Origin of the sequence: Streptomyces cylindrosporus (assembly GCF_022698165.1) — a bacterium.
GTDB classification, from domain to species: Bacteria; Actinomycetota; Actinomycetes; order Streptomycetales; family Streptomycetaceae; genus Streptomyces; species Streptomyces cylindrosporus.
Genome location: NZ_JALDAY010000013.1, coordinates 180,017 through 206,831, shown reverse-complemented (window position 1 = coordinate 206,831; position 26,815 = coordinate 180,017). Strand labels below are relative to the sequence as shown.

Sequence of the window (26,815 nt, the reverse complement as noted above, 5' to 3'; positions counted from 1 at the left end):
CCATGAAGTACTTCGTCGCATCGGGCGAGGACCGCCGGCTCACCGCCGAAACACGGCAAGCCATGCCCGGCAGTTTCATCGAGCTGTCCGACGGCGTCACACACTACGAACTGACAGGCCCTGAGGACGGGGACGTCGTCGTGATGGCGGGCGGGCTGACCATCCCCTTGTTCTACTGGGACAGCCTCGTCACCGAACTGAACGCCCGCGGACTGCGGACCCTGACCTGCAGCGCGTACGGCCGCGGCTTCTCGGACCGAGTGCGGGCGCGATACGACGAGAGCCTGTTCGCGCGACAGCTCGCCGAACTGACGGATCGGCTGGGTCTGACGGCACGGCCCCTGCATCTCGTCGGCACCTCCATGGGCGCCCTGGTCGCCATGACCTACGCCGCCCAGCGCCCGGCCTCCGTCTCCACCCTCACCCTCGTCGGCCCCGCCGGACTCACGAAACCGCGGCCGACCTCCCCCCACCGGCTGCTGCGCAACGACCGGCTCGCCGGTCTCGTCGCCCGGCGGCGAGGCCTGCAGATACTCAAAGGACACCTCGGACACAACGTCCGCGACCCCGACCTGGGCGCGGAACTGACCGAGATGGTCCTCGACGCGTTCCGCTACGAGGGCTCGCTGTACGCGGTTTTCGACACACTGCAGCATCTGCCGGTAGCCGGCCGCGGCGACCTCTTCCGGCAGACGGGAGCCTTGGGCATTCCGACGCTCCTGCTGTGGGGCGCCGAGGACCAAGTCACGCCGTTGGCTCACCTCGACACGGCGCGCACGCTGCTGAAGCCCCAGCACCACCAGGTCATCGCCGAATGCGGCCACATGGCTCCGTTCGAGCGGCCCCGCGACGTCGCCGACCAGATCGCTCCGTTCGTGGCCGCGCGCACCGAGAGGCTCGACTCATGAACCGCCCGCATGTCATCGACGTACTGGTCATCGGCGCCGGCCCCTCAGGTTCCGCCCTGGCCATCGACCTCGTACGCCGGGGCCTCGACGTACGGATCGTCGACAGGTCTGCCCGCGCCTTCGACGGTTCCCGCGCCAAGGGCATCCAGCCCCGCAGCCTCGAGATCCTCGAAGACCTCGGCGCCCTGGACGACGTGCTGGCCGGCGGCAGCGTCTACCCCAAGCTCGGGCTGCACGCGGGACCGCTCGCCGTGCCGTGGAGGATGTTCCCCCACAAGAAGGCGACCGCTGACGTCCCGTACCCCAACACCTGGCTGATCCCTCAGTTCCGCACGGACCGGGCGCTGCACTCCCGGCTCGGTGAGCTCGGCCTCAAGGTCGAGTTCGGCTGTGAACTGACCGAGCTGACGCAGGGCGAGGGCGCAGTGGTCGCCAGGGTGGCGGGCGCGGACGGTACGGAGGAGATCGTCGCCCGGTACGTCGTGGGCGCGGATGGCGGTTCCAGTGCGGTGCGCAAGCAGCTCGGCGTCGGTTTCGTCGGAACGACGCACGAGAGCGACCGGGTGCTCATCGTCGATGCCTCGGTGACCGGTCTGGCCCGTGACCGTTGGCACATGTGGCCCGGGCCGGGCGGCAAACTCATCGGTGCCTGCCCGCTCCCCCACAGCGACATGTTCCAGTGGATGATCCGTCTCGCACCGGACGAGGAACCGCCCTCAAAGAAGGAAGACCTCCTTCGGCGGATCCACGACCACACCCGCGACCGGCGCATTCAACTGCACGACGTCCACTGGACGTCGGTGTTCCGACCCAACATCCGTCTTGCGGAGAGCTACGGCCGAGGACATGTCTTCCTCGCCGGGGACGCCGCGCACGTTCACACCCCGGCCGGCGCCCAGGGCCTCAACACTGGCATGCAGGACGGTTACAACCTCGGCTGGAAGCTCGGCCAGGTCCTCGCCGGGGCGGACGCGACACTGCTGGACACCTACGAGGCGGAGCGGCAGCCGATCGCCGCCGGGGTCCTGGGCCTGTCCACGGCGAAGTGGGGCGGCATCGCCAAGCTCGACCCGTCGAGCATGAAGCGGGGCAAGGACGAGCAGCAACTCGCCCTGACCTACTACGGCGGCCCGCTCGCCCCGGCCGACGGCATGCGCACCGCCACGCTGCGCGTGGGCGACCGCGCCCCGGACGCCGAACTCCTCCGCGCCGACGGGACCGGGACCCGCCTGTTCGACGTCATCCGCGGACCCGACTTCGCCGCCCTCGCCTACGGCCCCGGCGCCGCCCGCGACCTCGAACAACTCGCCTGGCCCACGAAAGGCGCCCAACTGAAGCGGCTCGTCGTCGGCCCGACGGCCACGGACAGCTTCGCCTTCTCCGACTTCAAGAACACGCTGCGGCGTGCCTACGGCCTGACCGGCGACACGCTGCTGCTGATCCGTCCCGACGGCTACATCGGGCACATCGCCACGTCGGACTTCCTCACCACCACACAGACCGCCGCACGCGCCATGACGCCGTAGGCAAGGAGCCGCAACCATGTTCCAGCAACGCCACATCAGCCCGGGCTCGGGAGACGCAGCGTGAGCCGCACGCTGCTGCGCGGAGCGCAGGTCGTCACCATGGCGCCGGACCGGCCCGACGCCGAACACCTCGACATCCTCATCGACGGCGACCGCATCGCCGCCATCGGCGAGAACATCAAGACGTCCGACGCCGAAGTCGTCGACTTCGGCGGCCGCATTCTCATCCCCGGCCTGGTCAACGCCCACCTGCACACCTGGCAGAACGCGCTGCGCTCCGCAGGCGCCGACTGGACGCTGATGGAGTACCTCACCCACCTCCACGGCGAATGCGTCGACCGCTACACCCCGGCCGACATGCACATCAGCAACCTGGTCGGCGCGCTGAACCAGATCAACTGCGGTACGACCACCCTCGGCGACTGGTGCCACAACGCCCTCTCGCCCGAGCACGCCGACGCGGCCGTGGAGGGACTGGCCCAGGCGGGGATCCGTGCCGTCTTCCTGCACGGCACGCCCTACCGGTCGCCGGAGATCCCTCACCCGCTCGCCGAGATCGACCGGCTGCTCGACGGCCCCGTCCGCGACCATGCCCTCCTGACCCTGGGCATGGCCCTGCAGGGACCGCAGTATTCCTCGCCGGAGACGGCGGTCGCCGATTTCCGAGCCGGCGCGGACCGCGGTCTCGTCGTCTCGATGCACCAGAGCGGCGGCGAACTCTCCCCCGGCTGGGAGGCCGTGCGGGCCTCCGGGCTGTTCGGCCCCCTGACCAACGTCGTCCACGGAACCGATCTGCCCAACGCCTGGACCAAGATGCTCGTCGAGGAGGGCGTCACCTTCACCGCCACCCCGGAGAACGAACTGGGCCAGGGTCACGGCACCCCCGTCACCGGGGCCCTGTTGCGCCTGGGCTCGGCGCCCTCCCTGGGCACGGACATCGACACCGCCGTACCGGGCAACCTCCTCACCGCGGCCCGGATCGCCCTGGCCCATCAGCGCAGCCTGGACCACGCCCAGTACCGAGAGACGACCGGCATGCACGCCAACTCGGCCTCCGTCACCGCCAAACAGGCACTGGCCTGGGCCACGGTCGAAGGGGCAAGGGCACTGGGCCTGGCCGACCAGGTGGGCCAGATCCAGGTCGGCATGCAGGCCGACCTCGTCGCCGTCGACGCCCGAGCGCTCAACCTGTGGCCCGCGCACGACCCCGTCGCCACTGCCCTGCACGCCGACATCGCCAACATCGAAGCAGTGATGATCGCCGGCAACTGGCGCAAACGCGATCACGCCCTGCTCGCACCCGGCATCGATGACCTCAAGGACCAGCTCCGCGACTCCGGGCAACGGCTGTTGCGCAGCATCAGCCCTGCGCACAGCCACGCCTGACACACACAACGGCCCCGCAGCACGAACCGCGCGCCGACGTACGTGATGGTCCGTTCCTCATCGGCCGCGGGGCCACTCGGCCCAGAGCCGCGCACCGCGGCCGCCTCGCTTCGACGTCACCCCTTACTTCTGACCGCCATGAAGCTCGAATCGCTCGGCGGCCCGTGCAGGGATCGCCACGACGAACATGTGGTCGCGGTCTGTGAGACGTCCGGACTGACGGCCGCAGGCGCACATCGCTTGTTCGGTCAGCCCTCGCCGCGTAGGCGCTCAAGGCCGGTGAGAAGAAGGTCGAGGCCGAAGGAGAACTCCTCCTCGATCGGAACGGGCATCTCGGAGGCAACGGTGAGGGTGGCCGGGAACATATCCGGATCCACACTCTCGAAGACGGCCGCCGCCTGCGCGTCCTCAGACTGGCCCGCTCCCTCGTGGCGGTTGACCTGCACGGCGAATCCGAGGACATAGCGGGCCAGGGTCGCATACGCATGCGCGGCCAGCCGCGGTGGGAAGCCGCTGTCGAGCAACACCGCGACACAGCGCTCCCGCACTGCCATCGCCTTCGGCCCCAGGGGAACCCGCTCGACCATCAGGCGTGCCGCATTCTGGTGCCGGGACAAGGCGTCGAACATGGTGTGCGCGGCCGTTCGCAGTGCCTCCTGCCAGGCCATCGCGTGCAGTTCGTCGCCGTTCAGCTCCACGGCACCGAACATGCGGTCCACGACGTGCGCGATCAGCGCTGCCCGGTTGTCGAAGTGCCGGTACAGCGTCGCCGTGCCCGAGCCAAGTCGCTGGGCCAGCGTCCGCATCGACAGAGCGTCGGCGCCCTCCTCGTCCACGATCTGCAGGGCCGTGGAAACAATGCGCTCCAACGGCATGGGCGGGCGTCCGGGGGAACGCCGCGCCGGTGCGGTGCCCGCTCGCCCTGGATCAGTTGCTGCCATGGAACGTCCCATCCCCTCAGCCGGCACCAAAACAGCAACACCGTATCCGATATGAAAGCTACTGGCCGGACGGGGAGCGGAGGCTGAAGCCCCCAGTTCCGGGCGGGCGTTGGACGACATCGAGGATGGGGTGGTCGGTGGCCGCCTGCTCCAGGCGGGTGAAAGACGCCCACTGGTCGCCGGTGCGGTCCACGTGGAGAATCGCGTTCGTGATCTCGCGCAGGTCGCGGCGGGGGCTGCCCCAATCGAGCGCCCGGCCACGGCGCTTGGAGTGCCAGGCGGCCAGCGCCGGCTCGATCAACTCCCAGCAGACATCGGACAGTCACTCGGATACACGTCAGGTGCCGCCGAAGCGGGACGTGCGGCCGGCCGTCGACGAGGCGAAGCAGTACTGGGTCTTCTTGAGCCGACGTTGCGCGGCTCCGGCGATCTCGCCGAGGCCCGCAGCGGCCAGGTTGCGCAAAAGAGACAGCACCGCTGATGGCCACGGCCCACACGCCGTGGCCATCAGGTGTATGGAGCGAACGCTGCCAAACGATCTCGGTGGCTCACCTCCCAGCCGGCTCAGGCCGCCGCCGAGAGCTCGGCCACCCCAGCTGATGCCCCAACCTGCCATGCAGCACTCTTCCAGACGCGACGGAGAAAATCTGTCATGGCCGAGGTAGACATTGGCCATCCGCAGAGCTATTGTTTCTCCTGTACCCAGGAAGTCGAAGTGGGCACGGCAGACATGAACTGCCGTGCATGCAGGTCAAGTAGGACGTGATCCGAAGGGGTCGCGAGCAGTACCCGCGTTATCCAGCAGTGCAACCGAGTAACCGAAGGTAAGGAGCGAGACGCCATCAGGATCGCCCGGGCGAGGAAGCAGTCCGCCCGGGTACCGCAAGGCCCCGGATTGGAAGGTGGTCCCCGGTCACGCATCCGCGATCCCCGCAGCCCCGCCCTCCCAGGCGGAACCTGCGGACAAAGAAAGCCGGCACAGTCGGCCGGTAGATGGTGTTGAAAGCTCGGGGCCCGGGTTTGCCAGTACGGCACCCGGGCCCCCCGACGTATCCCCGAAAGAAGAGGTCTATGCCCCCTAGCAGTACCCGGCCCAGCGACATCCTCGACGACGACGATTACCCCGCCTACACCATGGGCCGGGCCGCCGAGATGCTCAACACCACCCCTGCCTTCCTACGCGCTCTGGGCGAACACCGCCTGATCACCCCCTTGCGCTCCGACGGCGGCCACCGTCGCTACTCCCGCTACCAGCTGCGCATCGCCGCCCGCGCCCGCGAACTCGTCGACCAAGGCACCCCCATCGAGGCCGCCTGCCGCATCGTCATCCTCGAAGACCAGCTCGAAGAGGCGCAGCGCATCAACGAACAACTGCGCGCCCAAGGCGGCCAGCCGCAGTCGAAGCCCCCAGCCTGACAAGAACGCCGGGTGCGTCTCCCACGTCGACCGATCAGCGGACCAGACGCCCCGCACCAGCTCCGCGCCGGGGCATAACCAGTACGCCCACAGCACTACACCCCGGATCACCACGTCGCGGGGGCACGGGTACCGGCTGGAACGGAAACCGGATCCGCCGGACTGACGCACACCGGGGCTGCGGGCCCGGCGGTGCTGAGGAAGGCGAGGCGGCCGCGCGGTTCACACGGCCGAGCGGCGGGCCAGCAGCGCCAGGACCAGCAACCCGGGGACCATCGGCAGCCACCCGGTCAGCAGGCGGTAGCCGAGGACCGCCGATACCGCCGCCGGTCCCGGCGCACCGGCCGCCGTGAGCGCCAGGGCGAGCGCGGCGTCCAGCGAGCCCAGTCCGCCCGGCGTGGGCAGCAGCGCCGCCGCGCCGCTGGCGACGAGGTAGGCCACGAGCACACGGCTCGCGGGCAGGCCGAGGCCGATCGCGTGAACCACGGCGAGAACCACCCCGGCATGCAGCAGAGCGAACGCGACCGACCCGCCCCACAGTGCACAGGCCCGCGCCCGGCACCGGTGCACGTCCCGCACATCGGCGAAGGCCCGGCCCAGCGTTCGTCGGAGGCGGCCACTGACAGCGACCGCCAGGCCGACGACTCCGGCCGCCACCGGCACCAGCAGGACCAGCCCATGGGGGACTCGCGCGGACAGATGGACCGTACCGGGCGAGGCGGTCAGCAGGACCACGCCCAGCACGCACCGGACGATCCCGCCGACGGCCGCCTTCACCGCCAGCGCGGTCGCCGAGCGCCGGGCCGACAGTCCGCACCGGGTCAGGAACCGCAGGTTGACCACTGCCGCTCCGGCCCCTGCCGGAAGCAGGTGGTTGGCCGCGCCGGCCGCGAACTGTGCGGCCACCAGCCGCCCCTTGGGCAGCGGTTCGACCACCGCGCCCTGCTGTGCGACGGCCGCACACACCCAAGTGCCCACCGCGGCGAGGCAGGCGAGCACCAGCCACTCCCCGTCCCCGGCGGCCAGCCGGTCGGTGCCGCTGTCCAGCGTGGCCCGGTGCGCGGCGGCCACCCCTCCGGCGACGGCGAGCACCACCAGGGTGATTGCCAGCTGGGTGTAGAAGCGCCGGCCCATGGTGATCGGCAGGCTCTCGGCCACGGTCACGACGGTCACCTGCCCTGCCGTGCATCGGGCGCCACGTACGCCCGAAGACCGCCGGTCCGCTCGAGCTGGGCGAGCGTGAAGGCTGCCGCGACCTTTCCGAGCCGGGGCTCGCCCCGAGGGCGCCGAGGCCCGGCGGCCCGCGTCGGAAGGACGGGGCGAAGGACTCCGGTCGTCGTGGCGTTCGAGCCGCCGTTCATCTCGCACCTCCCGTCGTCGCACACCGCGGAAGCGGCTCCTCCTACAGGTAGCAGGACGACATTCCACCCTACGGCTTGTAGGGTGAGAGCCGGGTGAGAAGACGACCAGTCGGTGCTGCCTTCCGCTCAGCTGGCCCCGGGGCGGGCGAGGCCCTGGTCGTAGGCGAAGATGACCGCCTGGACGCGGTCGCGGGCGCCGATCTTGGCGAGGACGCGGCCGACGTGCGTCTTCACGGTGGACTCGGTCACGACGAAGCGGGCGGCGATCTCGCCGTTGGTCCAGCCCTTGCCGATGGCGACGAGGATCTCGCGCTCGCGTTCGGTGAGCGAGGCCACGCGCGGGTCCTCGCACGAGCTGCCCCTTCTGGCGGGCACGTGCCGGGCGTACTCGTCCAGGATGCGGCGGGTGAGGGCCGGCGCGATCACCGCGTCTCCCCCGGCGACCGCGCGGATCCCGGCGAGGAGTTCCTCCGGGCGCGCGTCCTTGAGCAGGAAGCCGCTGGCTCCCGCGCGCAGGGCGGCGTGCACGTACTCGTCGACGTCGAAGGTGGTCAGCACGAGGACCCGGGAACGCCCTCCGGCCTCGGCGATCCTGCGGGTCGCCTCGATGCCGTCCATCCCGGGCATCCGTACGTCCATCAGCACGACGTCGGGGCGCAGTTCGGCGGTCTTGCGGACGGCCTCGGCGCCGGTCCCGGCCTCGCCGACGACCTCCGTCTCGGGGATGGAGTCGAGCAGCACCCGGAAGCCGTAGCGCTGCAGCTGCTGGTCGTCGACGATGAGGACCGTGGTCACCGGGTGCCTCCCTCGGGTGTCAGGTCGAGGGCGGCCTCCACGGCCCATCCGCCGTCGGCCGCGGGTCCGGCGCTCACGGTCCCTCCGTACAGTGCCGCTCGTTCGCGCATGCCCACGAGCCCGTGTCCTTCCTCGTTCCATGGTCCGGGGTGTCCGGCCGTCCCGTTGTCCCGGATCCGGACGACGAGCCGTTCGTCCTCGACGAGGACCGACAGGTTCACCGAGGTTCCGGCACCGGCATGCTTCAGGGTGTTCGTCAGGGCTTCCTGGACGATGCGGTAGACCGTCAGCTGCATCCCCCGGTCCAGGGCGTCCACCTCGCCGACGGTCCGGTAGACGATGTCCAGCCCTGCGGTGCGTACGCCGTCGCACAAGGTCTCGATGTCCGCGAGGCCGGGCTGGGGACTGAGTTCGGGTGCCTGGCGCGTGCCGTCCGAGGCCACGCGCAGGACGCCGAGTACGCGGCGCAGTTCGCCGAGGGCCGTGCGGCCGGTGTCGCCGATGAGCTGGAGCGCCTCCTTGCCGCGCTCGGGAGCGGCGTCGGTGGCGTACGCGCCGGCGTCGGCGAGGGTGATGATGACGGACAGGTTGTGGCCGACGATGTCGTGCATCTCGCGGGCCACCCGGGCGCGTTCCGTGGCGGTCGCGAGTCTGATGCGCTGGTCGCGTTCCGTCTCCAGCCGCGCCGCCCGCTCCCGCAGGCCCGCGAGCTGCGCCCGCCGGGTCCGCACCATCAGGCCGACGGCCAGGGCCGCGATCGCCGTGCTCAGCAGGAAGAACAGAGCGTCCCAGACGGACACCACGCCCGAGACCCGCACCGCGACCAGCACCATTCCCGCCGCCATGACCGCGCAGGCCCACGGCAGCCGGCGCAGCTGCCCGTGCAGGGCCAGGCTGTACAGGGCGATGAACAGGGCGACGTCCGCGCGCAGCGCGGCACCCAGCGACCACTGCAGGACGAAGACGACGGCGACGGCGACGAAGGCCGCCATCGGCCGGCGCCGCCGCCACAGCAGCGGCAGCACGAGACCGGCCTGGAGGGCCAGCACCGCCGCCGGCGGGAGCTGGGTGAAGGCGAATCGGAACTTGTCCGGGCCGTCGCCGTCCCGGTCCCCCGAGCCGCCGTGGTGCAGCAGGTCCGGCAGGCAGAACATGAGGAAGACCAGCGCGGCCACCGCGGTGTCCAGCACCCACGGATGGGCGCGGTCCGCCTGCCGCAGCCGCTGGCCGGCCCGGACGAGCCGGGCGGCCAGCGGACCGGTTCCGCCGATGTCCCCGTCGGAAGTGGTCGTCGTCAAGGTGGTCACCTGCCCATGGTGCAGGCGGTCAGACGTCGCTACGCACGAGTCGGTACGCCGCTCCCGCCAGCGCGAGCGCCGTCCAGCCGAGGAAGACCAGCAGTCCGGCGCCCGGCGACAGGGTCGTGGAGTCGTGCGTGAGGGCGAACATCGACTCGCCCGCGTTGGACGGCAGGTAGGGGCTGATGTTGTCCTGCCAGGAGCTGGGCAGCAGGGAGATCAGGCCGGGGATCAGCATCAGGGAGGCGACCAGTACCGAGATGCCGCCGGCCACGGACCGCAGCAGGGCGCCGAGGGCGGTGCCGATGACGCCGACCAGGCCGAGGTAGAGTCCGGCGCCCAGCAGGCTGCGTACGACACCCGCGTGCGAGAGGCCCATGGCCGCGGGCGTGCCCGACACGATCTGGCTGCCGAAGAGGAAGGCGACGAACACCCCCAGGGTCGCCACCAGCAGCGCGACCAGCCCGTAGACCGTCGCCTTGGACCAGAGCACGGGCAGGCGGCGCGGTACGGCCGCGACGGTGGAGCGGATCATGCCGGTGGAGTACTCCCCGGCCGTGACCAGCACACCGAGCACGCCGAGCGCGAGCTGGGCGAAATTGGTGCCGAAGAGGGACAGGCTCACGGCCGTCGCGGTGGCGAAGTCACGGTCCTGGTGTCCAGAGCCGATGCCGGACTTGTAGTGGTTCGCGGCGATCAGGCCGAAGGCGACGAGGAAGAGCAGGCCGAGGCCGAGGGTGATCCAGGTCGAGCGCAGCGACCACAGCTTGGCCCACTCCGAGGCCAGCACACGTCGTCCGGTCACCCGGTAGGCGGGACGGGCGGGAGCCGCCGGGGGCGTCTCGACAGTCGTGGTGAGGGTGCTCATGCGTTGCTCCCGACGGTCTCAAGGGTCTCGACGGTCGTGGAACCGTGGTACTCCACGGCGTCCCTGGTCAGGTTCATGAACGCCTCCTCCAACGACACGGTCCGCGCCGTCAGTTCGAACAGCGCGATGCCGTGCTCGGCGGCCTTGAGGCCGATCTCCCGGGCGCTCAGCCCGGTCACCTGGAGTTCCTCGGAGCCGGAGCGGCCGGTGATGGCGACGCCGGGACCCGCCAGCACCTCCCGCAGCCGCGCCGGGTCCTGGGCGGCCACCTGCACGGTGTCGCCGCCCGCCTCCCGGACGAGGTCCGCCACCGTGGTGTCGGCCAGCAGCCGCCCGCGCCCCACGATGATCAGGTGGTCCGCGACCAGCGCCATCTCGCTCATCAGGTGGGACGACACGAACACGGTCCGGCCCTCGTCGGCGAGGGCCTTCAGCAGGTTACGGATCCAGAGCACGCCCTCCGGGTCGAGCCCGTTGACCGGCTCGTCCAGCATGACCGTCTGCGGATCGCCCAGCAGCGCCGCCGCGATCCCCAGCCGCTGGCCCATCCCGAGGGAGAAGGCGCCGGCCCGCTTCCTGGCCACAGTGCCAAGGCCCGCCAGCTCGATGACCTCGTCGACCCGGCGGCGCGGAATGCCGTGGGTCAGCGCGAGTGCCAGCAGGTGGTTGTAGGCGGAGCGGCCCGGGTGGATCGACTTCGCCTCCAGGAGCGCTCCCACCTCCTGCAGCGGCGCCTGGTGGCGGGCGTAGTGGCGTCCGTTCACGATGACGGAGCCGCTGGTCGGGGCGTCGAGCCCGACGATCATCCGCATGGTCGTGGACTTCCCCGCCCCGTTGGGGCCCAGGAAGCCGGTCACCGTTCCCGGCTTCACGTCGAAGTCCAGACCGTCGACGGCCGTCTTCTCGCCGTACCTCTTGGTCAGCTGCTGCGCCTCGATCATCCGCGTTCTCCCTGTGGGGCTCGGGCGTCCGTCGCTTCCGACGCCTCGCCTGCCACGCTAGGAGCCGTTTCGGCCGATTCCGTGGTACCAGGAGCCCCAACCCCACCGGCCACGTAGTACCGAGGTACGACGCGGCTACCTGCGATGCCCTTCCTGGTCGCCGGGTCCGTGGTGGCCGCAGCAGGCGTCGTGGGGCCGCTGCGGACGGTGCCCTGTCCACGCCACGCCCCGCACTCCGACGTCCGCCGCGCCCTGCGCCCCGGCGTCGGCCGCGCACTGGGCCCGCTCCGCGCTGTCGACCAGGTTTTCGCTGTCGGACGCGGCGCTGGCGAGGCCACCGCAGCACAGGGTCAGCAGCAGGGCACCCGCCACGAAGGGCAGGGTGCGGGGCGCGGGCGGCGGGGCCAGCAGGGCCCGCACCCGCTGGGGCACGGCCCCGCCGGTCGCGGCGAGGGCGGCGGGCCGGGCCGCACCGGCGGCGGCGAGTGCCGCCCGTCCGACGGCGCGGGCGACGACCGTACGGCTGCCGACGCGGGCGGCGGCCTCCTCGTCGGCCCAGCGCTCCAGGACGAAGGCGCCCGCCCCGGCGAGTGGCCGCAGCAGGGGATTGGCGGCGGCCGTGAGGCGCCACACGGCCTGGAACACGTGGTGGCGGGACCGGAGATGGGCCCGTTCGTGCGCCAGCAGGGCCTCCCGTTCGAGGTCGCCGAGGCAGCGCAGCATCCCCCGGGACACCACGATCCGTCCTGGGGCGCCGGGCAGCGCGAACGCCTGCGGGACCTCGTCGTCGATCACCGCCAGTTCCATGTCTCCGGGCATCCGGCCGCACTCCCGCCGTGCCCACACGACGTGGCGGACCTGCCGTGCGGCGGCCACGCCCAGCGACGCCAGGCCCGCCGCCAGGGCCAGGGCGCTGACGGCCGCGACCGACAGGGAGACCGGGTCCTCGGTTCGCAGCGCGGCCGCCGACCAGTGGCCCTCCTCGGCGACCTGGGGGATCTGGGCGAACCCCGTGAAGGCGAGCAGGGCCAGCGAGCCGAGCCAGCCGACCGCGGTCACCAGCGCCGTACAGGCCAGGGCCCAGGCGGCGGCCCGCGGCGCCGGACGCCGCGCCGCCCGGGGGGCGAGCACCGCGAGCACGATGGTGACCAGGAGCGGGATGTAGACGCTGATCGTCATCGGCTCACGGCCCGTCGTCGCCGGGTCCGGCGTCCTGCCCGCCCAGCAGGCGGTGCAGCAACTGCTCGTCCTCCTGGGAGAGTTCGGACACGAAGCGGGACAGCACCGCCTCCCGGTCCGAGCCGCGCTCCAGCAGGCTGTGCATCTGTACGGCGGTCTGGGACGCCTCGTCCCGGACGGGCGCGTAGGCGTAGCCCCGGCCCACGGGGTGCCGTACGAGCATGGCCTTGTCGTACAGCCGGGACAGGATCGTCAGCACGGTCGTGTAGGCGAGGTCCCCGGGAAGCCGCTCCAGGACCTGCCGCGCGGTCAGCGGCTCCTCGGCGGACCACAGCACCGCGAGAACGCCGCTCTCCAGTTCGCCGCGTGCCCTCCTGCCGCCCGCCGAGCCGCTTTCGCCGCTCCTGCCGTCGCGCATCCTCCACCGACCTCCCTGCTCGGCGGACCAGCTTACCCGGGGGGCTACTACAGCTCGTAGAACGCTGCGCCGAGCCACCGGCCACGGAACTACTACATCTCGTACGAGGTTACCTACTACATGTTGTAGAGTCCGGCTGCCCGCTCCACACTCGGAGGAACCACCCCATGCCCTACCTCGGAAGTACGGTGCATCTGCGCGCCCTGGCGGCCTGCGCCCTGCGCCCCGAACCGGAGCCCCGAACGGCCCGGTCCGAGCGCGTCGCGATCGTCTCGGCGAGCATCGGCGCCGGCCACGACGGCGCCGCCGCCGAACTGGCCCGCCGGCTCACGGCCCACGGCCTCGTCGTCGACCGGTTCGACCTGCTCGACCTGCTGCCCGCCCGGCTGGGACGCCTGGTGCGGGACGGGTACCACCGCATGCTCGTCCGGGCGCCGTGGGCCTACCAGCGGGTCTACCGCAGCACCGAACGCGCGGGAGGCGGCGGGCCGTTGGCGAGGGCACTGCTGCGCACCGCCGAGCAGCGCATGCTGCGGGCACTGCATCCCGACACCGGCGCGGTCGTCTCCACCTACCCGGGAGCCAGCCGGGTCCTGGGCAGCCTGCGGCTGCGGGGACGGCTGGACGCACCCGTCCTCACGTATCTCACCGACTTCTCCGTGCACCCGCTGTGGGTGGCGGACGGCGTCGACGTGCACCTCGCCGCGCACGCCGTGCCCGCCGCCCAGGCCCGGGCCGCCGGGGCACGGGACGTCCGGGTGTGCGGGCCGGTGGTGGACCCGCGGTTCCGTCCCGGCGATGCGCGGGAGCGCGAGGCGGCCCGGGCCCGCTTCGGGCTGCCGGCCGACGCCCCGCTGGCACTGCTGGTCGCCGGCTCCTGGGGCGTGGGACCGGTCCGCCAGGTCGCCCTGGAGCTGCGCGAGTGCGGTGCCGCCGTCCCGGTCGTCGTCTGCGGCCGCAACGAGGCGCTGGCCGCACAGCTGCGCGCGGACGGCATCGAGCACGCCTACGGCTGGGTCGACGACATGCCCGCGCTGATGCACGCCGCCGACGTCCTGGTCCAGAACGCGGGCGGGCTGAGTTCTCTGGAGGCGTTCGCCGTCGGCCTGCCCGTCGCCAGCTACCGGTGCATACCGGGCCACGGACTGACGAACGCCGCCGCTCTGGAGGAGGCCGGAGCGGCGGTGTGGATCCGCGATCCGGACCGCCTCAAGGACGTGCTGTGCGATCTGATCGACGGACCGCTGGGCCTGCGCCGGCGCACGGCCGGTCTCGCACTCTTCGCCGCCGGGTCCGACGACGGCCCCGCCGCGGAGATAGCGCGCGTCCACCGTGCGGGGCCGCCGCCTCCGCGGCCCGTGGCGCGACGACGCAGGTCGGCCGCCCGTCGGCTCGTCGCCACCGCGGTCGTGGCCTGCGGGCTGTGGGCCTGCGCCGTCGGCACGGGGATCGCCACGGCCTACGACGGTCCGGACGTGCTCCACGCCATCGGGCACAGCCTCGACCTGGACGGCACCCCTGACCACGCGCACGTCCCGGAAGGCCACCACTCGTGACCGCCTCCCGCCTGCTGCGCACCGCCGCCCTCGCCGCCGTGCCCGCCCTCGTGGCCGCTCACGCCGCGCCCGTCGTCTCCACCTTCGGCCCGTTGCGCAATCGCGCCATGCCCCGCCTCTCGGGCCGGGGCCGCCCGGACCACATCGCCCTCACCTTCGACGACGGACCCGACCCGCTGTCCACCCCGCACTTCCTGCGCCTCCTGGCCGGGCGACAGGTCCGGGCGACGTTCTTCCTGCTGGGCAGCGAAGCACACCGCTCGCCCGGCCTGGTCCGCGAGATCGCCGCGGCGGGGCACGAGATCGGCATCCACGGCTGGCGGCACCGCCCCCTGCTGCTGCGCGGCCCGCGCGCCACCTACGACGACTTCGCCCGCGCCCGCGACACCGTCGCCGACATCACCGGCCACCGGCCCACGCTCTTCCGGCCCCCGTACGGGGTGATGTCCACCGCCGCCCATGTCGCCGCCCGCCGCGTCGGTCTCACGCCGGTGCTGTGGACCTGCTGGGGCGAGGACTGGACCGCCCGCGCCACACCGGAGTCCGTCCACCGCACCGTCACGTCCGACCTGGACGGCGGCGGCACCATCCTGCTCCACGACTCCGACTGCACCTCCGCCCCGGGCGCCTGGCGCTCAGCGCTGGGCGCCTTGCCCCGCATCCTCGACACCTGCGGGCAACGGGGCTACGAGGTCGGCCCGTTGCGCGACCACGGCCGACCCCAGCCGGGCTGACGTGTCTGGGGCGGAGAGCCCCGGCGGAAATCCGCAGTGGTACACGGACGTGGGCGGCGGCCGGCCCGGGGTGTGCCTGACCGCCGTGACCGCCGTGACCCACTGCACTGGCCACCCGGGCGCAGGACCTGTGACGGCGCGCGGACCGATACAGCGCGCACGGGGAACAAGCCGACGGATACGGCAGCCGGCCGCACGGACACAACACGCGAACCGAGGGAGAAGCATGCAGCAGACGATCCTGGTCGTCGAGGACGATCACGCCCTGCGTGACGTACTGGTGCGCGGGCTGCGCGACAAGGACTTCGACACCGTCCCCGCGCCGGACGGCGCCACCGCCCTGCGGCTGGCCACCGACGGCATCTCCGCCGCCGTGCTCGACATCGGGCTGCCCGACGCGGATGGACGGGACGTGTGCCAGGCGATGCGCGCCAATGGATTCCTCTCCCCCGTCATCTTCCTGACCGCCCATCACCGCCTCACCGACCGGCTGTCCGGGTTCTCGGCCGGCGGCGACGATTACCTGCCCAAGCCGTTCCACCTGGCCGAACTCGCGGCCCGCCTCCGGGCGGCTCTGAAACGGGCCGCGCCGCAGCCGGCCGCCACGGCGGGAGACCTGGTCCTGGACGCCGTCCGGCACACGGTCGCCGTCCGGGGCACCCGCGTCGACCTGACGCCGACCGAGTTCCGTCTGCTGGCCGCGCTCATGGCCACGCCGGGCGCCGTCGTACGCCGCCGCGAGCTGGTCCGGGCGGCCTGGCCCGAAGGTGCCCAGGTCAGCGACAACACCCTGGACCAGTACCTGACCAGGCTGCGCCGCAAGCTCCGCGAGGCGGGCAGCGAACGTACGATCGGCACGACGCGCGGCATCGGCCACCGGCTGTCATGAGCGAGGTCCTCCGCCGACTGCGCCCCGCCACGACCGCATTCCCACGCCGTCTGGCGCCCAGCACGCTGCGCGGCCGACTCTCACTCGTGGCGCTCGTCACGGCCACACTGCTGATGCTGGTCCTCACTGTCGCCTTCAACGCCGTGGCCCAGCACCGTCTCCGGCATCAGGCGGACGACGAACTCCGTACCCGCGCCGCCGCCGTAGCGACGACCGTCGACACCAGCGGCACGAAGGTACGCGTCCTGGAGACCTCGCACGACGACCTCCTCGACGCCAACGTGTGCATCTACTCCGGCCGACGCCTGCTCGAAGCCCCGACGGGCGCCGGATTCCTGACCCGCGTCGCCGACACACTCGCCGGGCACGGCGGCCGACGGTGCGCCACCATCGACGTGCGCGGCCCCCTCCGGTTGTGTTCCCAGCCGGTCCCGGGAGCCAAGAGCGAGGCCACAGTGGTCACGGCGCTGGACCTCTCCCCCTCCCGGAACTCGGCCGACACCCTGCTCCTGGGATCGCTCGTCCTGGACGCCGTCATGCTCGCCTGCACCTACGCCCTGACCCGGCTGGCGGTAGGCCGCGCGCTGCGCCCCGTCCGCACGATGACGGACCAGGCCGCGCAGTGGAGCGCCGTGACCTCCGAGGAGCGCTTCGGGAGCATGCGTCACCCCGACGAACTCGCCCGCCTCGGTGCGTCGCTGGACGCCATCCTGGACCGTATCCGCACCCTGCTGCGCCACGAGCGTCAGCTCACCGGGGAACTCTCCCACGAACTGCGCACACCCCTGAGCCGGATCATCGCCGAACTCGACTGGTGGCGGACCCGCCCCCGCACAGCCGACCAGACCCACGCCACCCACCAGGTCATCGCGGATGCCGCCGAGTCCATGCGCACGATCTGCGACACGCTCCTGGAGGACGCCCGCAACGGCACGCTCACGGCGCCCGGCACCGCGGAGGTCCTGCCCACGCTGCGCCGCCTCACGGAAGCCCTGGACGTGCCCGGCCACCTGACACTCACCACCGACGGCGCTCCTCCCCTGGTAGCCGGTGTCCCACCGAAACTCCTCGAACGCATCGTCAGCCCACTTCTCGCCAACGCCTGCCGCTACGCGCGCACCAGCGTCGCCGTCCGCTCCTACTCCGCGCCCGACGGGGTACGGGTCGACATCACCGACGACGGGCCCGGCGTACCGCCGTCGTTCGCGGGACAGCTCTTCGAGCCCGGCCGACGTGCGGATCCCGGCGACGGGCACGCCGGAGCGGGCCTCGGTCTCCCGCTTGCGCGGCGTCTGGCCCGCTCCGTCGGCGGCTCGGTGGCGCACGCCCCCGGGCACGCGCCCGGGGCACGCTTCGTGGTCAGCCTTCCTGCCGGGTGACGACAGGCCTGCTCAGCGCTCTGCCGTGTCACGGCACGTTGTCGTGCTGCACGTCCTTGTGCGAGACAGCCAAATAGCCCACGAAGCCGAGGATGGCCACCGTCCAGGCCAGCGTGACCGGCCCCAGGCCGAGAGCGAGCCCGCCCCGGCCCCGGCCGACCGCCATCCAGTCGGCGACGGACGCGCCGAGCGGACGGGTGATCACGTAGGCGGCCCAGAAGGCGGCCACCGCGTTCAGGCCGCCCCAACGGTGAGCGATCGCGGGAACGGCGATCGCGACGGCGTACACCACGGCGGACCCGAGGTAGCCGAGGCCGATCGTGGCGGTCAGATCCCCCGCGGCGGTGCCCAGAGCGAACGTGGCGAGCACGGTCGCCCAGTAGAAGGTCTCCCGGCGCCGGGTTCGGATGCTGTGGATGGACAGCGTGCCCTCACTGCGGTACCAGAGGACGAAGACGACGGCCAGCACGACCATGAAGAACGGCGTCGAAAGCGCGTACGGCACTCCGAGACCGACGTGCAGGACATCGGCGGCCATCGTGCCGAACACGCTGACCATGACGATCGCCGTCCAGTAGATCCAGGCCACGTACCGCCTGACGGTGAACTGCACCGCCAGGACTGCCGCCAGGGCGACGCCACCGAGGCCGACGGCAGGGACAGGGCCGAGCAGATGGGCCAGGAAGTCGGAGGCCGTCTCTCCCATGCCGGTCGTCAGCACCTTGATGATCCAGAAGTAGACGGTCACCTCCGGCACCTTGCTCGCCACGTGACGGATGTGGCCCACGGGCCGGTTGTGCATGAGGTGATCAGTCGTCATGGCACGGACGATGACAGGCACCCGGCAGTTCTCCCAGACCCCTTTGCCGGACTTTTGGGGCTTCTGGTGGTGGAGTTGTCCAAAGGCTCTCCGAACCTGAACACAACCTGAATGCGCCGGCGTATGCGCTGGTCAGCGGCGTGCGGTCGGCGCTAAGAGGGGCCGGTGGACCACGATGCCGTCACCAGGGGCTGCCCACAGCCCGTCCGTTCTCGACGACTCGTGCGGCGATGGCCGGGTACTGGTGCAAGACCCACTCGGGTTGCCAAACCCGGTCCGAGGCCGCTGACGGCGCCGGAGAGCGGTGGCGCAGCGTGCGAGTGCGGCCCATGCTGAGGTCGGGTCGGAGCGGGGCGATCGCGGGGCAGCCAACGAGAAGGAGTCACGCGGGTGTCGTCTCAGGGCGTTACGGTCGTGGCTCTCCTGGCGGATCCGGACGCGCCCACGGAGATCGCGCAGCGCATGGTCCGGACACTTCCTGCTCGGCTCGCCGACAAGTGGGGCCAAGGGCGACGGTTCGACGTCGAGGTGGTCAGCGAGCCCTTCACTGCGGGGACCGAGGACCCGGCCACCTTGATGCGCCGGATCATGGACCGGGGAAGTGCGGAGAACTGGGACATCGTCGTGGCCCTCACCGACCTTCCGCTGCACTCGAACGGGCGCAAGCTCGTGGTCGATCTGAGTCACGAACACGCCTTGGCGCTGCTGTCCCTTCCTCCATTGGGGGGCTTGCGTCTGCAGACGAGGGCCCGGCGGGCCGTGGAAGAAGCCGTGCTCAGCCTCGCGGGTCTGCGGGCCACCGAGGCTGAGGGGCCCCCGCCGAGTCAGCCGCTGCTGGCGCCCTTCGTCAGCCGTCTCGCGCCTATTCACCCGGGCCCGGTCGGTGAGGAGGAGACCGCCGATCTCCGGTACGTCATCAGCGGGCCGCGCGATTATCTGAGGGTGCTCCTCGGCATGGTGCGCGCCAACCGGCCGTGGCGCTTGGTGCCGGGCCTGTCGAAAGCCCTGGCGGCCGCACTCGCCACGGGAGCGATCGCCACCGTGAACTCCACCATCTGGAACCTGGCCGAGTCCCTGAGCCTGCCACGCCTCGTGATCGCCACGGTCGGGTCCGTCGCGCTCATGATCGGCTGGCTGATCGTGGACGCGCGGCTGTGGCATCGATCAGCTGAGGTCTCACCGGAGGCGAGGCAGAGGGCGAGGCTCTACAACACCTCGACGGTCGTGACCCTGGGTATCGGGGTGCTCGTCTGCTACACGGGACTGATCGTCATCAACTTTGTCTGGGCCCTGTTCATCCTCAACGACCAAGTATTCGCCTCCACGACCCAGGCCCCGCTGCACGCCGCGGAATACTGGACGCTGTCCTGGTTCGTTGCCTCGGTCGCCACCGTGGGCGGCGCGCTGGGATCGGGCCTCGAGAGCGACGAGGCCATCCGGGCAGCCGCCTACTCCAAGCGCGAACAGGAACGTCGCCACGCCCTCCAAGGCGACCAAGGTGACCAGCCCTCGGACTGAATCGACACCGAGGCACATGACTCCTACGGGCGGCGCTCTCTCGGCCCACCTCCAGCAGGCAGGTCCGTCGCCCTTGCAAGGTGTGGCGAGACGGCCAGGACCGAGGGCGGGCCTTCTACGCGGGTTCCAGCACGAAGACCGGGATCACGCGGTCGGTCTTCTCCTGGTATTCGGCATACGGCGGATACGCGGCGACCGCGCGCCGCCACCACTGGGCCTTCTCCTCCCCGCTGAGCTCACGGGCCGTCATCTCCTGGCGTTGAGAGCCGTCCTGGAGCTCCACACGCGGGTCGGACTTGAGATTGAAGTACCAGACCGGATGACGCGGGAAGCCGGCCTTCGAGGCCACGGCGGCGTAGCGGCCTTCGTGCTCCACACGCATGAGCGGGATCTTACGGATCTTGCCGCTCTTCGCGCCGCGCATCGTGACAATGACAACGGGCAGGCCCGTGTCCCAAAGGGTCGTACCCTGCGTACCGCCCGAACTCTCGTAGAGCTCGACCTGTTCGCGAATCCACTGCGCTGGACTCGGCCCGTATTCGCCCTCGAGAGGCATCGCCTTCATCCCATCGTCGCATGCGGGGTATGCGGCGCAGTTCACCACAATCCTCGCGCTTGGGCGAGACCGCCGTTCCCAGTCTGCCGACGGGGTCGAAGTGAGACGGCACGGTCTCCCTGTCTCACCAAGAGTGACCATATGGCCGGGTCCGACGATAAGGAACAAGGTGAGGGGTGTCCCGTAACTGCCGCTCGTCACCGGTTGAACTGTGTGCCGTCCTTGCTGTGCACCTGCTTGCCGGGGGTGAACCCTGCCCCCTGCGCGACCGCGGCCGATGCGGGATTCTCCGGCTCCACCTGGATCACCGCCTCCTCTCCCCCTCGTTCGCCGCAGACCACAAGTCAACCGCCCCCGCGAGCACCTCGTCGGTACCCACGCGTATGCCGAAAGCGCGGAGCGGCCCGGCCGTCTCCCACTGTTCCTGGCAGTGCCTCAAGTACGCTTCGACGCCGGAGCCGTGCCACACCATCCGATTCCGCCGGACATCGCGCAGAACCGCGCCATCACAGGAGATGATCTTGGTGTGGCTGGACGGCCCCGTCCACCGGGCTGAGCCCGCGGCAGTTCGTCAAGCCGCTGACCGCATTGCGACGCGAAGGCACGGACGCGCTCTGCAGGAGGCGACCGTGGAGCCTGCGGACGCAACGACTGCAAGGCATGGGAACTGTCCGGCGCCAAGGCCGCTGGATGACCTGGATGACCAAGGAACGAGCCGGTCAACAGGCCGGCGTTCCACCGTCATCGTGCAGAAATCCCGCGACCGTTTCGCCCGCCGCCTTTTCGACGCAGGCGTTCCGTCGGCTTCCGGGGGTCCACCGGCACGATCGTCGAATTCCCGTCCAGACCGCGCGCTCCACGGCGATCGTCGTCGGTGCCGCACGAAATCTCGGCGCCCAGGGCGGGACTGCGGCTCATGTTCTCCCGGGCGACCATCGGCGAACCGGATGCTCGTCAGGAGACTCGTCAGGAGATAGGCGGTGCGAGGTATTCGAGCGCGTAGCCGTCGCCGTCACGGTTTACGCGCCCCACTCCGGGTGAGTCCAGGTGGGCGCCGGCGACGAAGTGTTGCGGTGATGTCAGTTGTTCGAGGAGTGCGGTCCGCGCCTTGCGTGCCTGTGACTGGTCGCCGTCGAATTCCCAGGTCACGTTCGGCTGGGCGAATTGCAGGGAGGGCACGTGAACCGTGTCGCCCCAGACGAGGAGTCGGCCGGTGCTGCTCGTGACCTCGTAGACGGTGTGGCCGGGTGTGTGCCCGGGAGTGGGGACCGCCGTGACCCGGTCGTTGACGTCGATTCGGTCAGTGACGGGGACGACTCGGTCGCGGATCGGTGCGAGCCGGCCGGTGAACACCGATGTGTCGCTCGCGCCGACCCACACGCGTCGGAGTTGAGGGAACGCCTGTGAACCGTCTGGTGCGATGAGGCCGTTGACGTGGTCTTCATGGTTGTGGGTGATCCCCACATCCGTGACATCCCCGCGATCGACTCCGGCTTCGTCCAGGGCGTCGAGCAGTGATCCCATGGTGGGATGCCAGGCGTTGGACGCACCGGTGTCGATGAGCAGTGATGCGGTCCCGTCGGTGATGAAGAAGGCGTTGACCGACAGGCGCAAGTTGCCCTCGACGAGCGGGACGGTGTCCGGCAGGTCGTCGAGAGGGCGCCCGTTCTCGTCGCGCAGCCGTGTGGGCGGCATGTCGACGTAGCCGTCCCGCAGTGAGATCACCTCCAAGTCACCGAAGTCGAAGGTGGCGTGGTGACGGCCGATGGACGTGAGGCGCATGAGATCTCCGCTGAGAGTTTCGTGGTCGCTCGGTGCGGCTTGGCTTGTCTACTGCGGCGCGGCGCTTCCTTCAGCGTGCTGACGGTGTTGTGCAGCGCGCGCACCGCTGAGGTCGCGCGCCTGTCCTTCGTCGTCGATGCGGCCGAGCGCCACCTGGCCCGAATCGGTGAACGTCACGAGCGAGTTACATCAGCCGATTTCCCTTCATGTTTACGGGTTGAGCGGGCCGGCCGGGTTTGCCCGGTGCGGCTACTTCGATGCGGGCTGCGGCCGCCAGGTGCGGTCGAGCCGGACGCCGGCGGCCGCCGCGACGCGGTCACGGGAGGCGGTCAGGCGCTCCTTGAGCGTGGGTAGGTCTACGCCGACCAGGGCTCCGTCCCGTTTCACGACGCGGCCGGCGACCAGAACGGTGTCGACGAGACCGGGGTGCCCGTGGCTGACGATGGTGGCGGCCGGGTCGGTGACGGGGAGGACGGTGATGTCGTCGGCGCGCAGGAGGATGATGTCGGCGTCCTTGCCGGGTGTGAGGCTGCCGGTCCGGGCGTCGAGGCCACAGGAGGCGGCGGCGTCGATGGTGGTGAAGGCCAGCAGGTCCCGGGAGTTGAGGCCGCCGTCCAGGCCGCGCTGGACGGCGAAGGCGGTACGCAGGGTCGAGAACATGTCGCCGCCGGCCGAGGGGACGTCGTCGACGGACAGCGTCGGGCGCAGGCCGGCGGCCAGTGCCCGGCCCGTCATCGGCCAGCCGAAGCCCATCTTCAGCTCGACGTCCGGGCTGATCGAGATCGAGCTGCCCGCGTCGGCGAGCATGCGCAGCTCTTCGTCGCTGATCCCGTTGGCGTGCACGTAGGTGGTGGTGTCCCGCAGCAGTCCGTGCTCGTTCAGGTCGGCGACGGGGCGCTGGGTTCCGTCGGAGAGGGTATGGAGACTGGTGCGCAGCCCGAGCTCGGCGGCCAGCTTCAGCTCCCGGGCGAGGGTGTCCATACTCGTGTCCTCGGGACCGCGCAGCCCCCACGCCATGGTGACCAGGCCACCGTCGGTGAGTTCGGAGCGGACGCGGCGGACGGCGGTGTCGACGGAGTCGGCGGTGGCCCACCCGGCGCCGAGGCAGAAGATGGACCGCCCCGGCACGTCGCGCAGCGCCGCGACGGCGGCGTCCTCGTGCTCAGGGGTCTGCGCGACGTGGTACCAGTCCAGCATCGTGGTCACACCGGAGTGCAGGGCCTCCAGACGGCCGAGCAGGGTGCCCACGTAGACGTCTTCGGGCTGGTAGTGGGGTTTGACCGTGCCGTGCATGGCCAACGCCCACTCGGGGAACGTCCAGTCCGCGCCGACGCCCCGGAACGCCGTCTGCCAGCTGTGGCGGTGGTTGTCGACGAAGCCGGGCATGACGATCCGGTCGGTGGCGTCGATGACCTCGGCGTCGTGCGCGTCGATGCGCTCGGCCACGGCGACGATCACGCCGTCCTCGATGAGCACATCCCCGCGGTCGAGATCGCCGACCGCCGGATCCATGCTGACCACGGTGCCGCCAGTGAGCAGGGTTTTCATCGGTTGCACTCCTTCAGAGGCGTTGCGGGACAGTTGAAGATCATGGTGTGGGGGCTGCCGCGGTTCCGCCTCGTAGCCGCGCCGGTCGGCTACGGGCGGTCAGGGTTGTCGCGGCATAAGGGGCCGCCGCGGCGAGGGTCTTGCGGGTGGGACATGGAGGTGCGCCTCTTCGTCGAGCTGCCGGCCCCGGGCAGGTCGGTGGTTCAGGCGTTTGCCGTCATGGTGAGGACGGCGTCGGCGGCGGCCAGCGCGTCGGCGACCAGGTCGGCCGTGTCCTCGGTGCCCGCGGCCAGCCGGACCAGCCCGAGCGGCACCGACTCGGCTATCTGCTCCTCGCTGAGCATCCCGCGCCACATGGACGCCGGATGCACGGCCAGCGACTCCACGCCGCCGAGACTGGCCGAGCGCAGGGAGTAGCGCAGCTTGCCGAGGAAGGCGTCGGCCGTCTCGAAGCCGCCGGTGAACTCGATGCCGAGGACCCCGCCGAAGCCGCTCATCTGACTGGCCGCCAGCTTGTGCTGCGGGTGGGACGCCAGGCCCGGATAGTGCACCTTGGCCACGGCCGGATGACCGCTCAGCGCCTGGGCGAGGGCGAGGCCGTTGGCGTTGTGCCGGGGCACCCGCAGGGGCAGGGTGCGCATGCCGCGCAGCAGCAGCCAGGCGTCGATGGGGCCGAGGGTGGCGCCGGTGAGCAGGCCAACGTCCCAGATCCGGTTCAGCAGCTCGGCCGGGCCGGCGATCACTCCGGCGGAGACGTCGGTGTGGCCGTTGAGGTACTTGGTCGCGCTGTGCCAGACCAGGTCGATGCCGTAGTCGGCCGGACGCGAGTTCAGCGGGGTGGCGAAGGTGTTGTCCGCCAGGGTCGGCACACCGTGCGCGCGGGCCAGCTCCGCGACGGCCCGCAGGTCGGTGACCTGCAGCAGCGGATTGCTCGGCGTCTCCACCAGGATCAGCCGGGTCCGCGGGGTGAGCGCCTTCGCGAACGCCTCCGGGTCGGTCTGGTCCACCACGGAGGTCGACACGCCCAGGCGCGGCAGCAGGTTCAGCAGCACCGAGCCCGTGCCGCCGTAGGCGGACTTCTGCCCGATGACGTGGTCCCCGGCCGACACCAGGGCCAGCACGGCGGTGGTGAGCGCGGCCATCCCGGACGCGGTGACCATGGCCGCCTCGGTGCCCTCCAGTTCGGCGACGACGGCCGCGGCCTGGGCGTGGTTGGGGTTGCCGAAGCGGGTGTAGAAGTCCTTGCCGCGCGGTTCGACGGCACCGCGTGCGAACGTCTCGCCGTCCTCGGCCCAGAACGCCGCCGTCTGGTAGATGGGCGGTGCCACCGCCCGGCTGGGGTGGATCTCGCGGTCGGCGTGAACGGTGATGGTGCTGCTGCCCGGCATGACTGGCCTTCCGTGGACACCGGTATGACGTCATGAAGCCTGGCCGACCCAAGCCCGAATCGGGGCAGATCGCGGCAATTTTGGCAGCAAATTGCGCGCACCGAGGGCGCATGATTGTGGTACTCGATGCCGTGGCGCAATAATCTGCCACCATGGACGAGGTGGACCGGTCGATCCTGGCCGTGCTGGAACAGAACGGCCGCATCAGCAACAACGAGCTGGCCGCCCGGGTCGGACTGTCGCCGTCACCGTGCCTGCGGCGCGTGCGGCAGCTGGAGGAGGCCGGCGTCATCCGCGGCTACCGGGCCTTGATCGACCCCGCCGCGGTCGGCCGCAGCCTGCGGGTCTTCGCCGGAGTGCGCCTGGTGCGGCACACCCGCGCGGATGTGATCGCCTTCGAACGCGGGATCATCCAGCTGCCCGAGGTGATCGCCTGCCACCACATCACCGGCAACTTCGACTACCTGCTCCAGGTCGAGGTCGCAGACCTGCCCGCCTACGAGGACTTCCACGCCAACCAGCTGGCCGCCCTGCCCGGTGTGGCCACGGTGACCAGCTACGTCACCATGAAGACGCTCTCCCCGGCCCCGCACGGCAGTGGGGAGGTCAGACAGTGATGGTGCCGCGGACGCAGATGACGGCGGCGCCGCTCACCCAGACCGTGCCGTCCGGATCGGCGGTGACCTCGATGCGCGCCGCCCGTCCCAGCCTCGTGCCCTGGGAGACCCGGTAGTTGGCGGGTGCGGCGCCGCTGCCGATGAGCCACTGCCCGACGGCGGCGTTCATGCTGCCGCACGCCGGGTCCTCGGGAACGCCGGCGCCCGGGGCGAAGGTGCGCAGCTCGAAGTCGTACGCAGATCCCTCGGGGCAGGCGCCGATCGCGCCGACCATCGCGTCCGGGATGGCGGCCAGGTCGGGTTCGAGGGCGAGGACCTCCTTGGCGGTGGCCAGTTGCAGCACGGCCCAGCCGGGACCGTTGTCGACCCACTGGTGGGCCACGACCTGCTCCCGCGTGATGCCGAACGCGGCCACGATGCGGTTCAGCCGGCCCTCGTCGAGCTCGCCGTCCCGCACTCGCGGCGGCGCGGCGAACGACAGAACCCCTTCGCCGCGGCGCACGGTGACCAGGCCGGCCGCGCACTCCTGCACGATGCGGTCGGGGTGGCGGGGCGTTCCGCCGCCGTCCAGCCAGGCGCGGGCGGAACCGAGGGTGGGATGCCCGGCGAACGGCAGCTCGCCTCCCGGGGTGAAGATCCGCAGCCGGTAGTCCGCCTCGGGGGCGGTGGGCGGCAGGACGAAGGTGGTCTCGGACAGGTTCGTCCAGCGCGCCAGGCGCTGCATCTCCTCATCGCTCAGGCCGGTCCCGTCCAGGACCACCGCGACCGGGTTGCCGCTGTAGGGGGTTGTGGAGAACACATCGACCTGTACGAACGAACGGGTACGCGGCATGGTCATCGGGGGCCTCCCAGTAGCGGCCACGGCGGGCTCTGCGCATTCCGCCCGTCGACGGAAGCAGCACCATCCCAGCGGGCTCCCGCACGACCACGACAGGGCCAGTCGCCACAAAGTGGACTGACTGGCCCTGTCGTGAGTGGGCGGGGTCCTGGT

General features: G+C 71.1%; 26 protein-coding genes and 2 pseudogenes. 11 read left to right on the top strand and 17 right to left on the bottom strand.

Annotation, left to right across the window (positions count from 1 at the left end; all coding sequences use genetic code 11):
- Positions 1-2: 2 nt before the first annotated feature.
- Genes MQP27_RS37900 through MQP27_RS37890 form a run of 3 tightly spaced genes read left to right on the top strand, consistent with a single transcriptional unit; the run spans position 3 to position 3,820 of the window.
- Positions 3-908: an alpha/beta fold hydrolase gene (locus MQP27_RS37900; RefSeq protein WP_242773856.1), complete on the top strand. Its 906-nt coding sequence runs from the start codon at positions 3-5 to the stop codon at positions 906-908.
- On the top strand, positions 905-2,434 hold the full coding sequence (locus tag MQP27_RS37895; protein ID WP_242773855.1) for an FAD-dependent oxidoreductase: 1,530 nt from the start codon (positions 905-907) through the stop codon (positions 2,432-2,434). Before MQP27_RS37900 ends, MQP27_RS37895 begins: the two co-directional genes overlap by 4 nt.
- 60 nt (positions 2,435-2,494) lie before the next feature.
- On the top strand, positions 2,495-3,820 hold the full coding sequence (locus tag MQP27_RS37890) for an amidohydrolase family protein (protein ID WP_242773854.1): 1,326 nt from the start codon (positions 2,495-2,497) through the stop codon (positions 3,818-3,820).
- Positions 3,821-4,068: 248 nt separating this feature from the next.
- Here the strand turns inward: MQP27_RS37890 and MQP27_RS37885 are convergent, their stop codons facing one another.
- From MQP27_RS37885 to MQP27_RS37875, 3 genes and pseudogenes are all read right to left on the bottom strand, one after another.
- Positions 4,069-4,695 (bottom strand): TetR/AcrR family transcriptional regulator C-terminal domain-containing protein, encoded by a 627-nt coding sequence (locus MQP27_RS37885; protein WP_242773853.1) that lies wholly within the window; start codon positions 4,693-4,695, stop codon positions 4,069-4,071.
- 235 nt (positions 4,696-4,930) lie between these two features.
- Positions 4,931-5,083, bottom strand: a pseudogene (locus MQP27_RS51530) (transposase); the annotation flags it as partial.
- A gap of 15 nt (positions 5,084-5,098) precedes the next feature.
- The gene (locus MQP27_RS37875; RefSeq protein WP_242773850.1) at positions 5,099-5,437 is read right to left on the bottom strand and encodes a hypothetical protein; all 339 of its coding nucleotides are present in this window, start codon (positions 5,435-5,437) and stop codon (positions 5,099-5,101) included.
- 395 nt (positions 5,438-5,832) lie between these two features.
- Between MQP27_RS37875 and MQP27_RS37870 the strand changes: the two genes are divergently transcribed.
- The gene (locus MQP27_RS37870; protein ID WP_242773848.1) at positions 5,833-6,177 is read left to right on the top strand and encodes a MerR family transcriptional regulator; all 345 of its coding nucleotides are present in this window, start codon (positions 5,833-5,835) and stop codon (positions 6,175-6,177) included.
- A 222-nt stretch (positions 6,178-6,399) separates the two neighbouring features.
- On the opposite strand, the gene MQP27_RS37865 is transcribed toward MQP27_RS37870, so the two are convergent.
- The 7 genes from MQP27_RS37865 to MQP27_RS37835 all read right to left on the bottom strand — a co-directional run bounded on the left by MQP27_RS37865 (position 6,400) and on the right by MQP27_RS37835 (position 13,037).
- A complete protein-coding gene (locus MQP27_RS37865; protein ID WP_242773846.1) occupies positions 6,400-7,341 on the bottom strand; it encodes a lysylphosphatidylglycerol synthase transmembrane domain-containing protein in 942 nt (313 codons plus the stop codon).
- Positions 7,342-7,664: 323 nt separating this feature from the next.
- On the bottom strand, positions 7,665-8,333 hold the full coding sequence (locus MQP27_RS37860) for a response regulator (protein WP_242773845.1): 669 nt from the start codon (positions 8,331-8,333) through the stop codon (positions 7,665-7,667).
- Positions 8,330-9,631, bottom strand: coding sequence for a sensor histidine kinase (locus tag MQP27_RS37855; RefSeq protein ID WP_242773844.1), 1,302 nt, complete (start codon positions 9,629-9,631; stop codon positions 8,330-8,332). The genes MQP27_RS37860 and MQP27_RS37855 overlap by 4 nt, the downstream gene beginning before the upstream one ends.
- 28 nt (positions 9,632-9,659) lie before the next feature.
- The gene (locus tag MQP27_RS37850) at positions 9,660-10,499 is read right to left on the bottom strand and encodes an ABC transporter permease (RefSeq protein WP_242773843.1); all 840 of its coding nucleotides are present in this window, start codon (positions 10,497-10,499) and stop codon (positions 9,660-9,662) included.
- Positions 10,496-11,440, bottom strand: a complete 945-nt coding sequence (locus MQP27_RS37845; RefSeq protein ID WP_242773842.1) for an ABC transporter ATP-binding protein — start codon at positions 11,438-11,440, stop codon at positions 10,496-10,498. Before MQP27_RS37845 ends, MQP27_RS37850 begins: the two co-directional genes overlap by 4 nt.
- 135 nt (positions 11,441-11,575) lie before the next feature.
- The gene (locus MQP27_RS37840) at positions 11,576-12,619 is read right to left on the bottom strand and encodes a M56 family metallopeptidase (protein WP_242773841.1); all 1,044 of its coding nucleotides are present in this window, start codon (positions 12,617-12,619) and stop codon (positions 11,576-11,578) included.
- 4 nt (positions 12,620-12,623) lie between these two features.
- Positions 12,624-13,037, bottom strand: coding sequence for a BlaI/MecI/CopY family transcriptional regulator (locus MQP27_RS37835; protein ID WP_242773840.1), 414 nt, complete (start codon positions 13,035-13,037; stop codon positions 12,624-12,626).
- Positions 13,038-13,204: 167 nt separating this feature from the next.
- Here MQP27_RS37835 and MQP27_RS37830 point away from each other — a divergent pair, with 167 nt between their 5' ends.
- The 4 genes from MQP27_RS37830 to MQP27_RS37815 all read left to right on the top strand — a co-directional run bounded on the left by MQP27_RS37830 (position 13,205) and on the right by MQP27_RS37815 (position 17,595).
- Positions 13,205-14,593: a glycosyltransferase gene (locus tag MQP27_RS37830; RefSeq protein WP_242773839.1), complete on the top strand. Its 1,389-nt coding sequence runs from the start codon at positions 13,205-13,207 to the stop codon at positions 14,591-14,593.
- Positions 14,590-15,327: a polysaccharide deacetylase family protein gene (locus MQP27_RS37825; RefSeq protein ID WP_242773837.1), complete on the top strand. Its 738-nt coding sequence runs from the start codon at positions 14,590-14,592 to the stop codon at positions 15,325-15,327. The genes MQP27_RS37830 and MQP27_RS37825 overlap by 4 nt, the downstream gene beginning before the upstream one ends.
- A gap of 226 nt (positions 15,328-15,553) precedes the next feature.
- A complete protein-coding gene (locus MQP27_RS37820) occupies positions 15,554-16,216 on the top strand; it encodes a response regulator transcription factor (protein WP_242773835.1) in 663 nt (220 codons plus the stop codon).
- On the top strand, positions 16,213-17,595 hold the full coding sequence (locus MQP27_RS37815) for a sensor histidine kinase (protein WP_242773833.1): 1,383 nt from the start codon (positions 16,213-16,215) through the stop codon (positions 17,593-17,595). Before MQP27_RS37820 ends, MQP27_RS37815 begins: the two co-directional genes overlap by 4 nt.
- A 28-nt stretch (positions 17,596-17,623) precedes the next feature.
- Here MQP27_RS37815 and MQP27_RS37810 read toward each other — a convergent pair whose 3' ends face one another.
- On the bottom strand, positions 17,624-18,415 hold the full coding sequence (locus tag MQP27_RS37810) for a COG4705 family protein (RefSeq protein ID WP_242773831.1): 792 nt from the start codon (positions 18,413-18,415) through the stop codon (positions 17,624-17,626).
- 390 nt (positions 18,416-18,805) lie between these two features.
- On the opposite strand from MQP27_RS37810, the gene MQP27_RS37805 reads away from it, so the two are divergent.
- The gene (locus MQP27_RS37805; protein ID WP_242773830.1) at positions 18,806-19,933 is read left to right on the top strand and encodes a hypothetical protein; all 1,128 of its coding nucleotides are present in this window, start codon (positions 18,806-18,808) and stop codon (positions 19,931-19,933) included.
- Between the two features lie 115 nt (positions 19,934-20,048).
- Here MQP27_RS37805 and MQP27_RS37800 read toward each other — a convergent pair whose 3' ends face one another.
- Positions 20,049-20,489 (bottom strand): nitroreductase family deazaflavin-dependent oxidoreductase, encoded by a 441-nt coding sequence (locus tag MQP27_RS37800; RefSeq protein WP_242774218.1) that lies wholly within the window; start codon positions 20,487-20,489, stop codon positions 20,049-20,051.
- Between the two features lie 552 nt (positions 20,490-21,041).
- Here MQP27_RS37800 and MQP27_RS37795 point away from each other — a divergent pair.
- Positions 21,042-21,128: pseudogene (locus tag MQP27_RS37795) on the top strand (IS5/IS1182 family transposase); the annotation flags it as partial.
- A 327-nt stretch (positions 21,129-21,455) separates the two neighbouring features.
- On the opposite strand, the gene MQP27_RS37790 reads toward MQP27_RS37795, so the two are convergent.
- The 4 genes from MQP27_RS37790 to MQP27_RS37780 all read right to left on the bottom strand — a co-directional run bounded on the left by MQP27_RS37790 (position 21,456) and on the right by MQP27_RS37780 (position 25,207).
- Positions 21,456-22,271, bottom strand: a complete 816-nt coding sequence (locus MQP27_RS37790) for an MBL fold metallo-hydrolase (RefSeq protein WP_242773829.1) — start codon at positions 22,269-22,271, stop codon at positions 21,456-21,458.
- A 48-nt stretch (positions 22,272-22,319) separates the two neighbouring features.
- Positions 22,320-22,448 (bottom strand): hypothetical protein, encoded by a 129-nt coding sequence (locus tag MQP27_RS51175; RefSeq protein ID WP_278197009.1) that lies wholly within the window; start codon positions 22,446-22,448, stop codon positions 22,320-22,322.
- Between the two features lie 72 nt (positions 22,449-22,520).
- Positions 22,521-23,819 carry an amidohydrolase family protein gene (locus MQP27_RS37785; protein ID WP_242773828.1) on the bottom strand — a complete coding sequence of 433 codons (1,299 nt, stop codon included), beginning with the start codon at positions 23,817-23,819 and terminating at the stop codon, positions 22,521-22,523.
- A 203-nt stretch (positions 23,820-24,022) separates the two neighbouring features.
- Positions 24,023-25,207: a trans-sulfuration enzyme family protein gene (locus MQP27_RS37780; RefSeq protein ID WP_242773827.1), complete on the bottom strand. Its 1,185-nt coding sequence runs from the start codon at positions 25,205-25,207 to the stop codon at positions 24,023-24,025.
- Between the two features lie 152 nt (positions 25,208-25,359).
- On the opposite strand from MQP27_RS37780, the gene MQP27_RS37775 reads away from it, so the two are divergent.
- On the top strand, positions 25,360-25,824 hold the full coding sequence (locus tag MQP27_RS37775) for an Lrp/AsnC family transcriptional regulator (RefSeq protein WP_242773826.1): 465 nt from the start codon (positions 25,360-25,362) through the stop codon (positions 25,822-25,824).
- Here the strand turns inward: MQP27_RS37775 and MQP27_RS37770 are convergent.
- Positions 25,814-26,662: a PhzF family phenazine biosynthesis protein gene (locus MQP27_RS37770; protein WP_242773825.1), complete on the bottom strand. Its 849-nt coding sequence runs from the start codon at positions 26,660-26,662 to the stop codon at positions 25,814-25,816. The two genes, MQP27_RS37775 and MQP27_RS37770, sit on opposite strands and share 11 nt — an antisense overlap.
- Positions 26,663-26,815: the final 153 nt, after the last annotated feature.

Coding starts and splice junctions, on each gene's coding strand:
- MQP27_RS37870 (WP_242773848.1), top strand. CDS start 5,833: ATGCCCCCTAGCAGTACCCGGCCCAGCGACATCCTCGACGACGACGAT.
- MQP27_RS37875 (WP_242773850.1), bottom strand. CDS start 5,437: ATGGCCAATGTCTACCTCGGCCATGACAGATTTTCTCCGTCGCGTCTG.
- MQP27_RS37835 (WP_242773840.1), bottom strand. CDS start 13,037: ATGCGCGACGGCAGGAGCGGCGAAAGCGGCTCGGCGGGCGGCAGGAGG.
- MQP27_RS37780 (WP_242773827.1), bottom strand. CDS start 25,207: ATGCCGGGCAGCAGCACCATCACCGTTCACGCCGACCGCGAGATCCAC.
- MQP27_RS37830 (WP_242773839.1), top strand. CDS start 13,205: ATGCCCTACCTCGGAAGTACGGTGCATCTGCGCGCCCTGGCGGCCTGC.
- MQP27_RS37885 (WP_242773853.1), bottom strand. CDS start 4,695: ATGCCGTTGGAGCGCATTGTTTCCACGGCCCTGCAGATCGTGGACGAG.
- MQP27_RS37820 (WP_242773835.1), top strand. CDS start 15,554: ATGCAGCAGACGATCCTGGTCGTCGAGGACGATCACGCCCTGCGTGAC.
- MQP27_RS37790 (WP_242773829.1), bottom strand. CDS start 22,271: ATGCGCCTCACGTCCATCGGCCGTCACCACGCCACCTTCGACTTCGGT.
- MQP27_RS37775 (WP_242773826.1), top strand. CDS start 25,360: ATGGACGAGGTGGACCGGTCGATCCTGGCCGTGCTGGAACAGAACGGC.
- MQP27_RS37900 (WP_242773856.1), top strand. CDS start 3: ATGAAGTACTTCGTCGCATCGGGCGAGGACCGCCGGCTCACCGCCGAA.
- MQP27_RS37800 (WP_242774218.1), bottom strand. CDS start 20,489: ATGCCTCTCGAGGGCGAATACGGGCCGAGTCCAGCGCAGTGGATTCGC.
- MQP27_RS37815 (WP_242773833.1), top strand. CDS start 16,213: ATGAGCGAGGTCCTCCGCCGACTGCGCCCCGCCACGACCGCATTCCCA.
- MQP27_RS37850 (WP_242773843.1), bottom strand. CDS start 10,499: ATGAGCACCCTCACCACGACTGTCGAGACGCCCCCGGCGGCTCCCGCC.
- MQP27_RS37840 (WP_242773841.1), bottom strand. CDS start 12,619: ATGACGATCAGCGTCTACATCCCGCTCCTGGTCACCATCGTGCTCGCG.
- MQP27_RS37895 (WP_242773855.1), top strand. CDS start 905: ATGAACCGCCCGCATGTCATCGACGTACTGGTCATCGGCGCCGGCCCC.
- MQP27_RS37785 (WP_242773828.1), bottom strand. CDS start 23,819: ATGAAAACCCTGCTCACTGGCGGCACCGTGGTCAGCATGGATCCGGCG.
- MQP27_RS37770 (WP_242773825.1), bottom strand. CDS start 26,662: ATGACCATGCCGCGTACCCGTTCGTTCGTACAGGTCGATGTGTTCTCC.
- MQP27_RS37810 (WP_242773831.1), bottom strand. CDS start 18,415: ATGACGACTGATCACCTCATGCACAACCGGCCCGTGGGCCACATCCGT.
- MQP27_RS37845 (WP_242773842.1), bottom strand. CDS start 11,440: ATGATCGAGGCGCAGCAGCTGACCAAGAGGTACGGCGAGAAGACGGCC.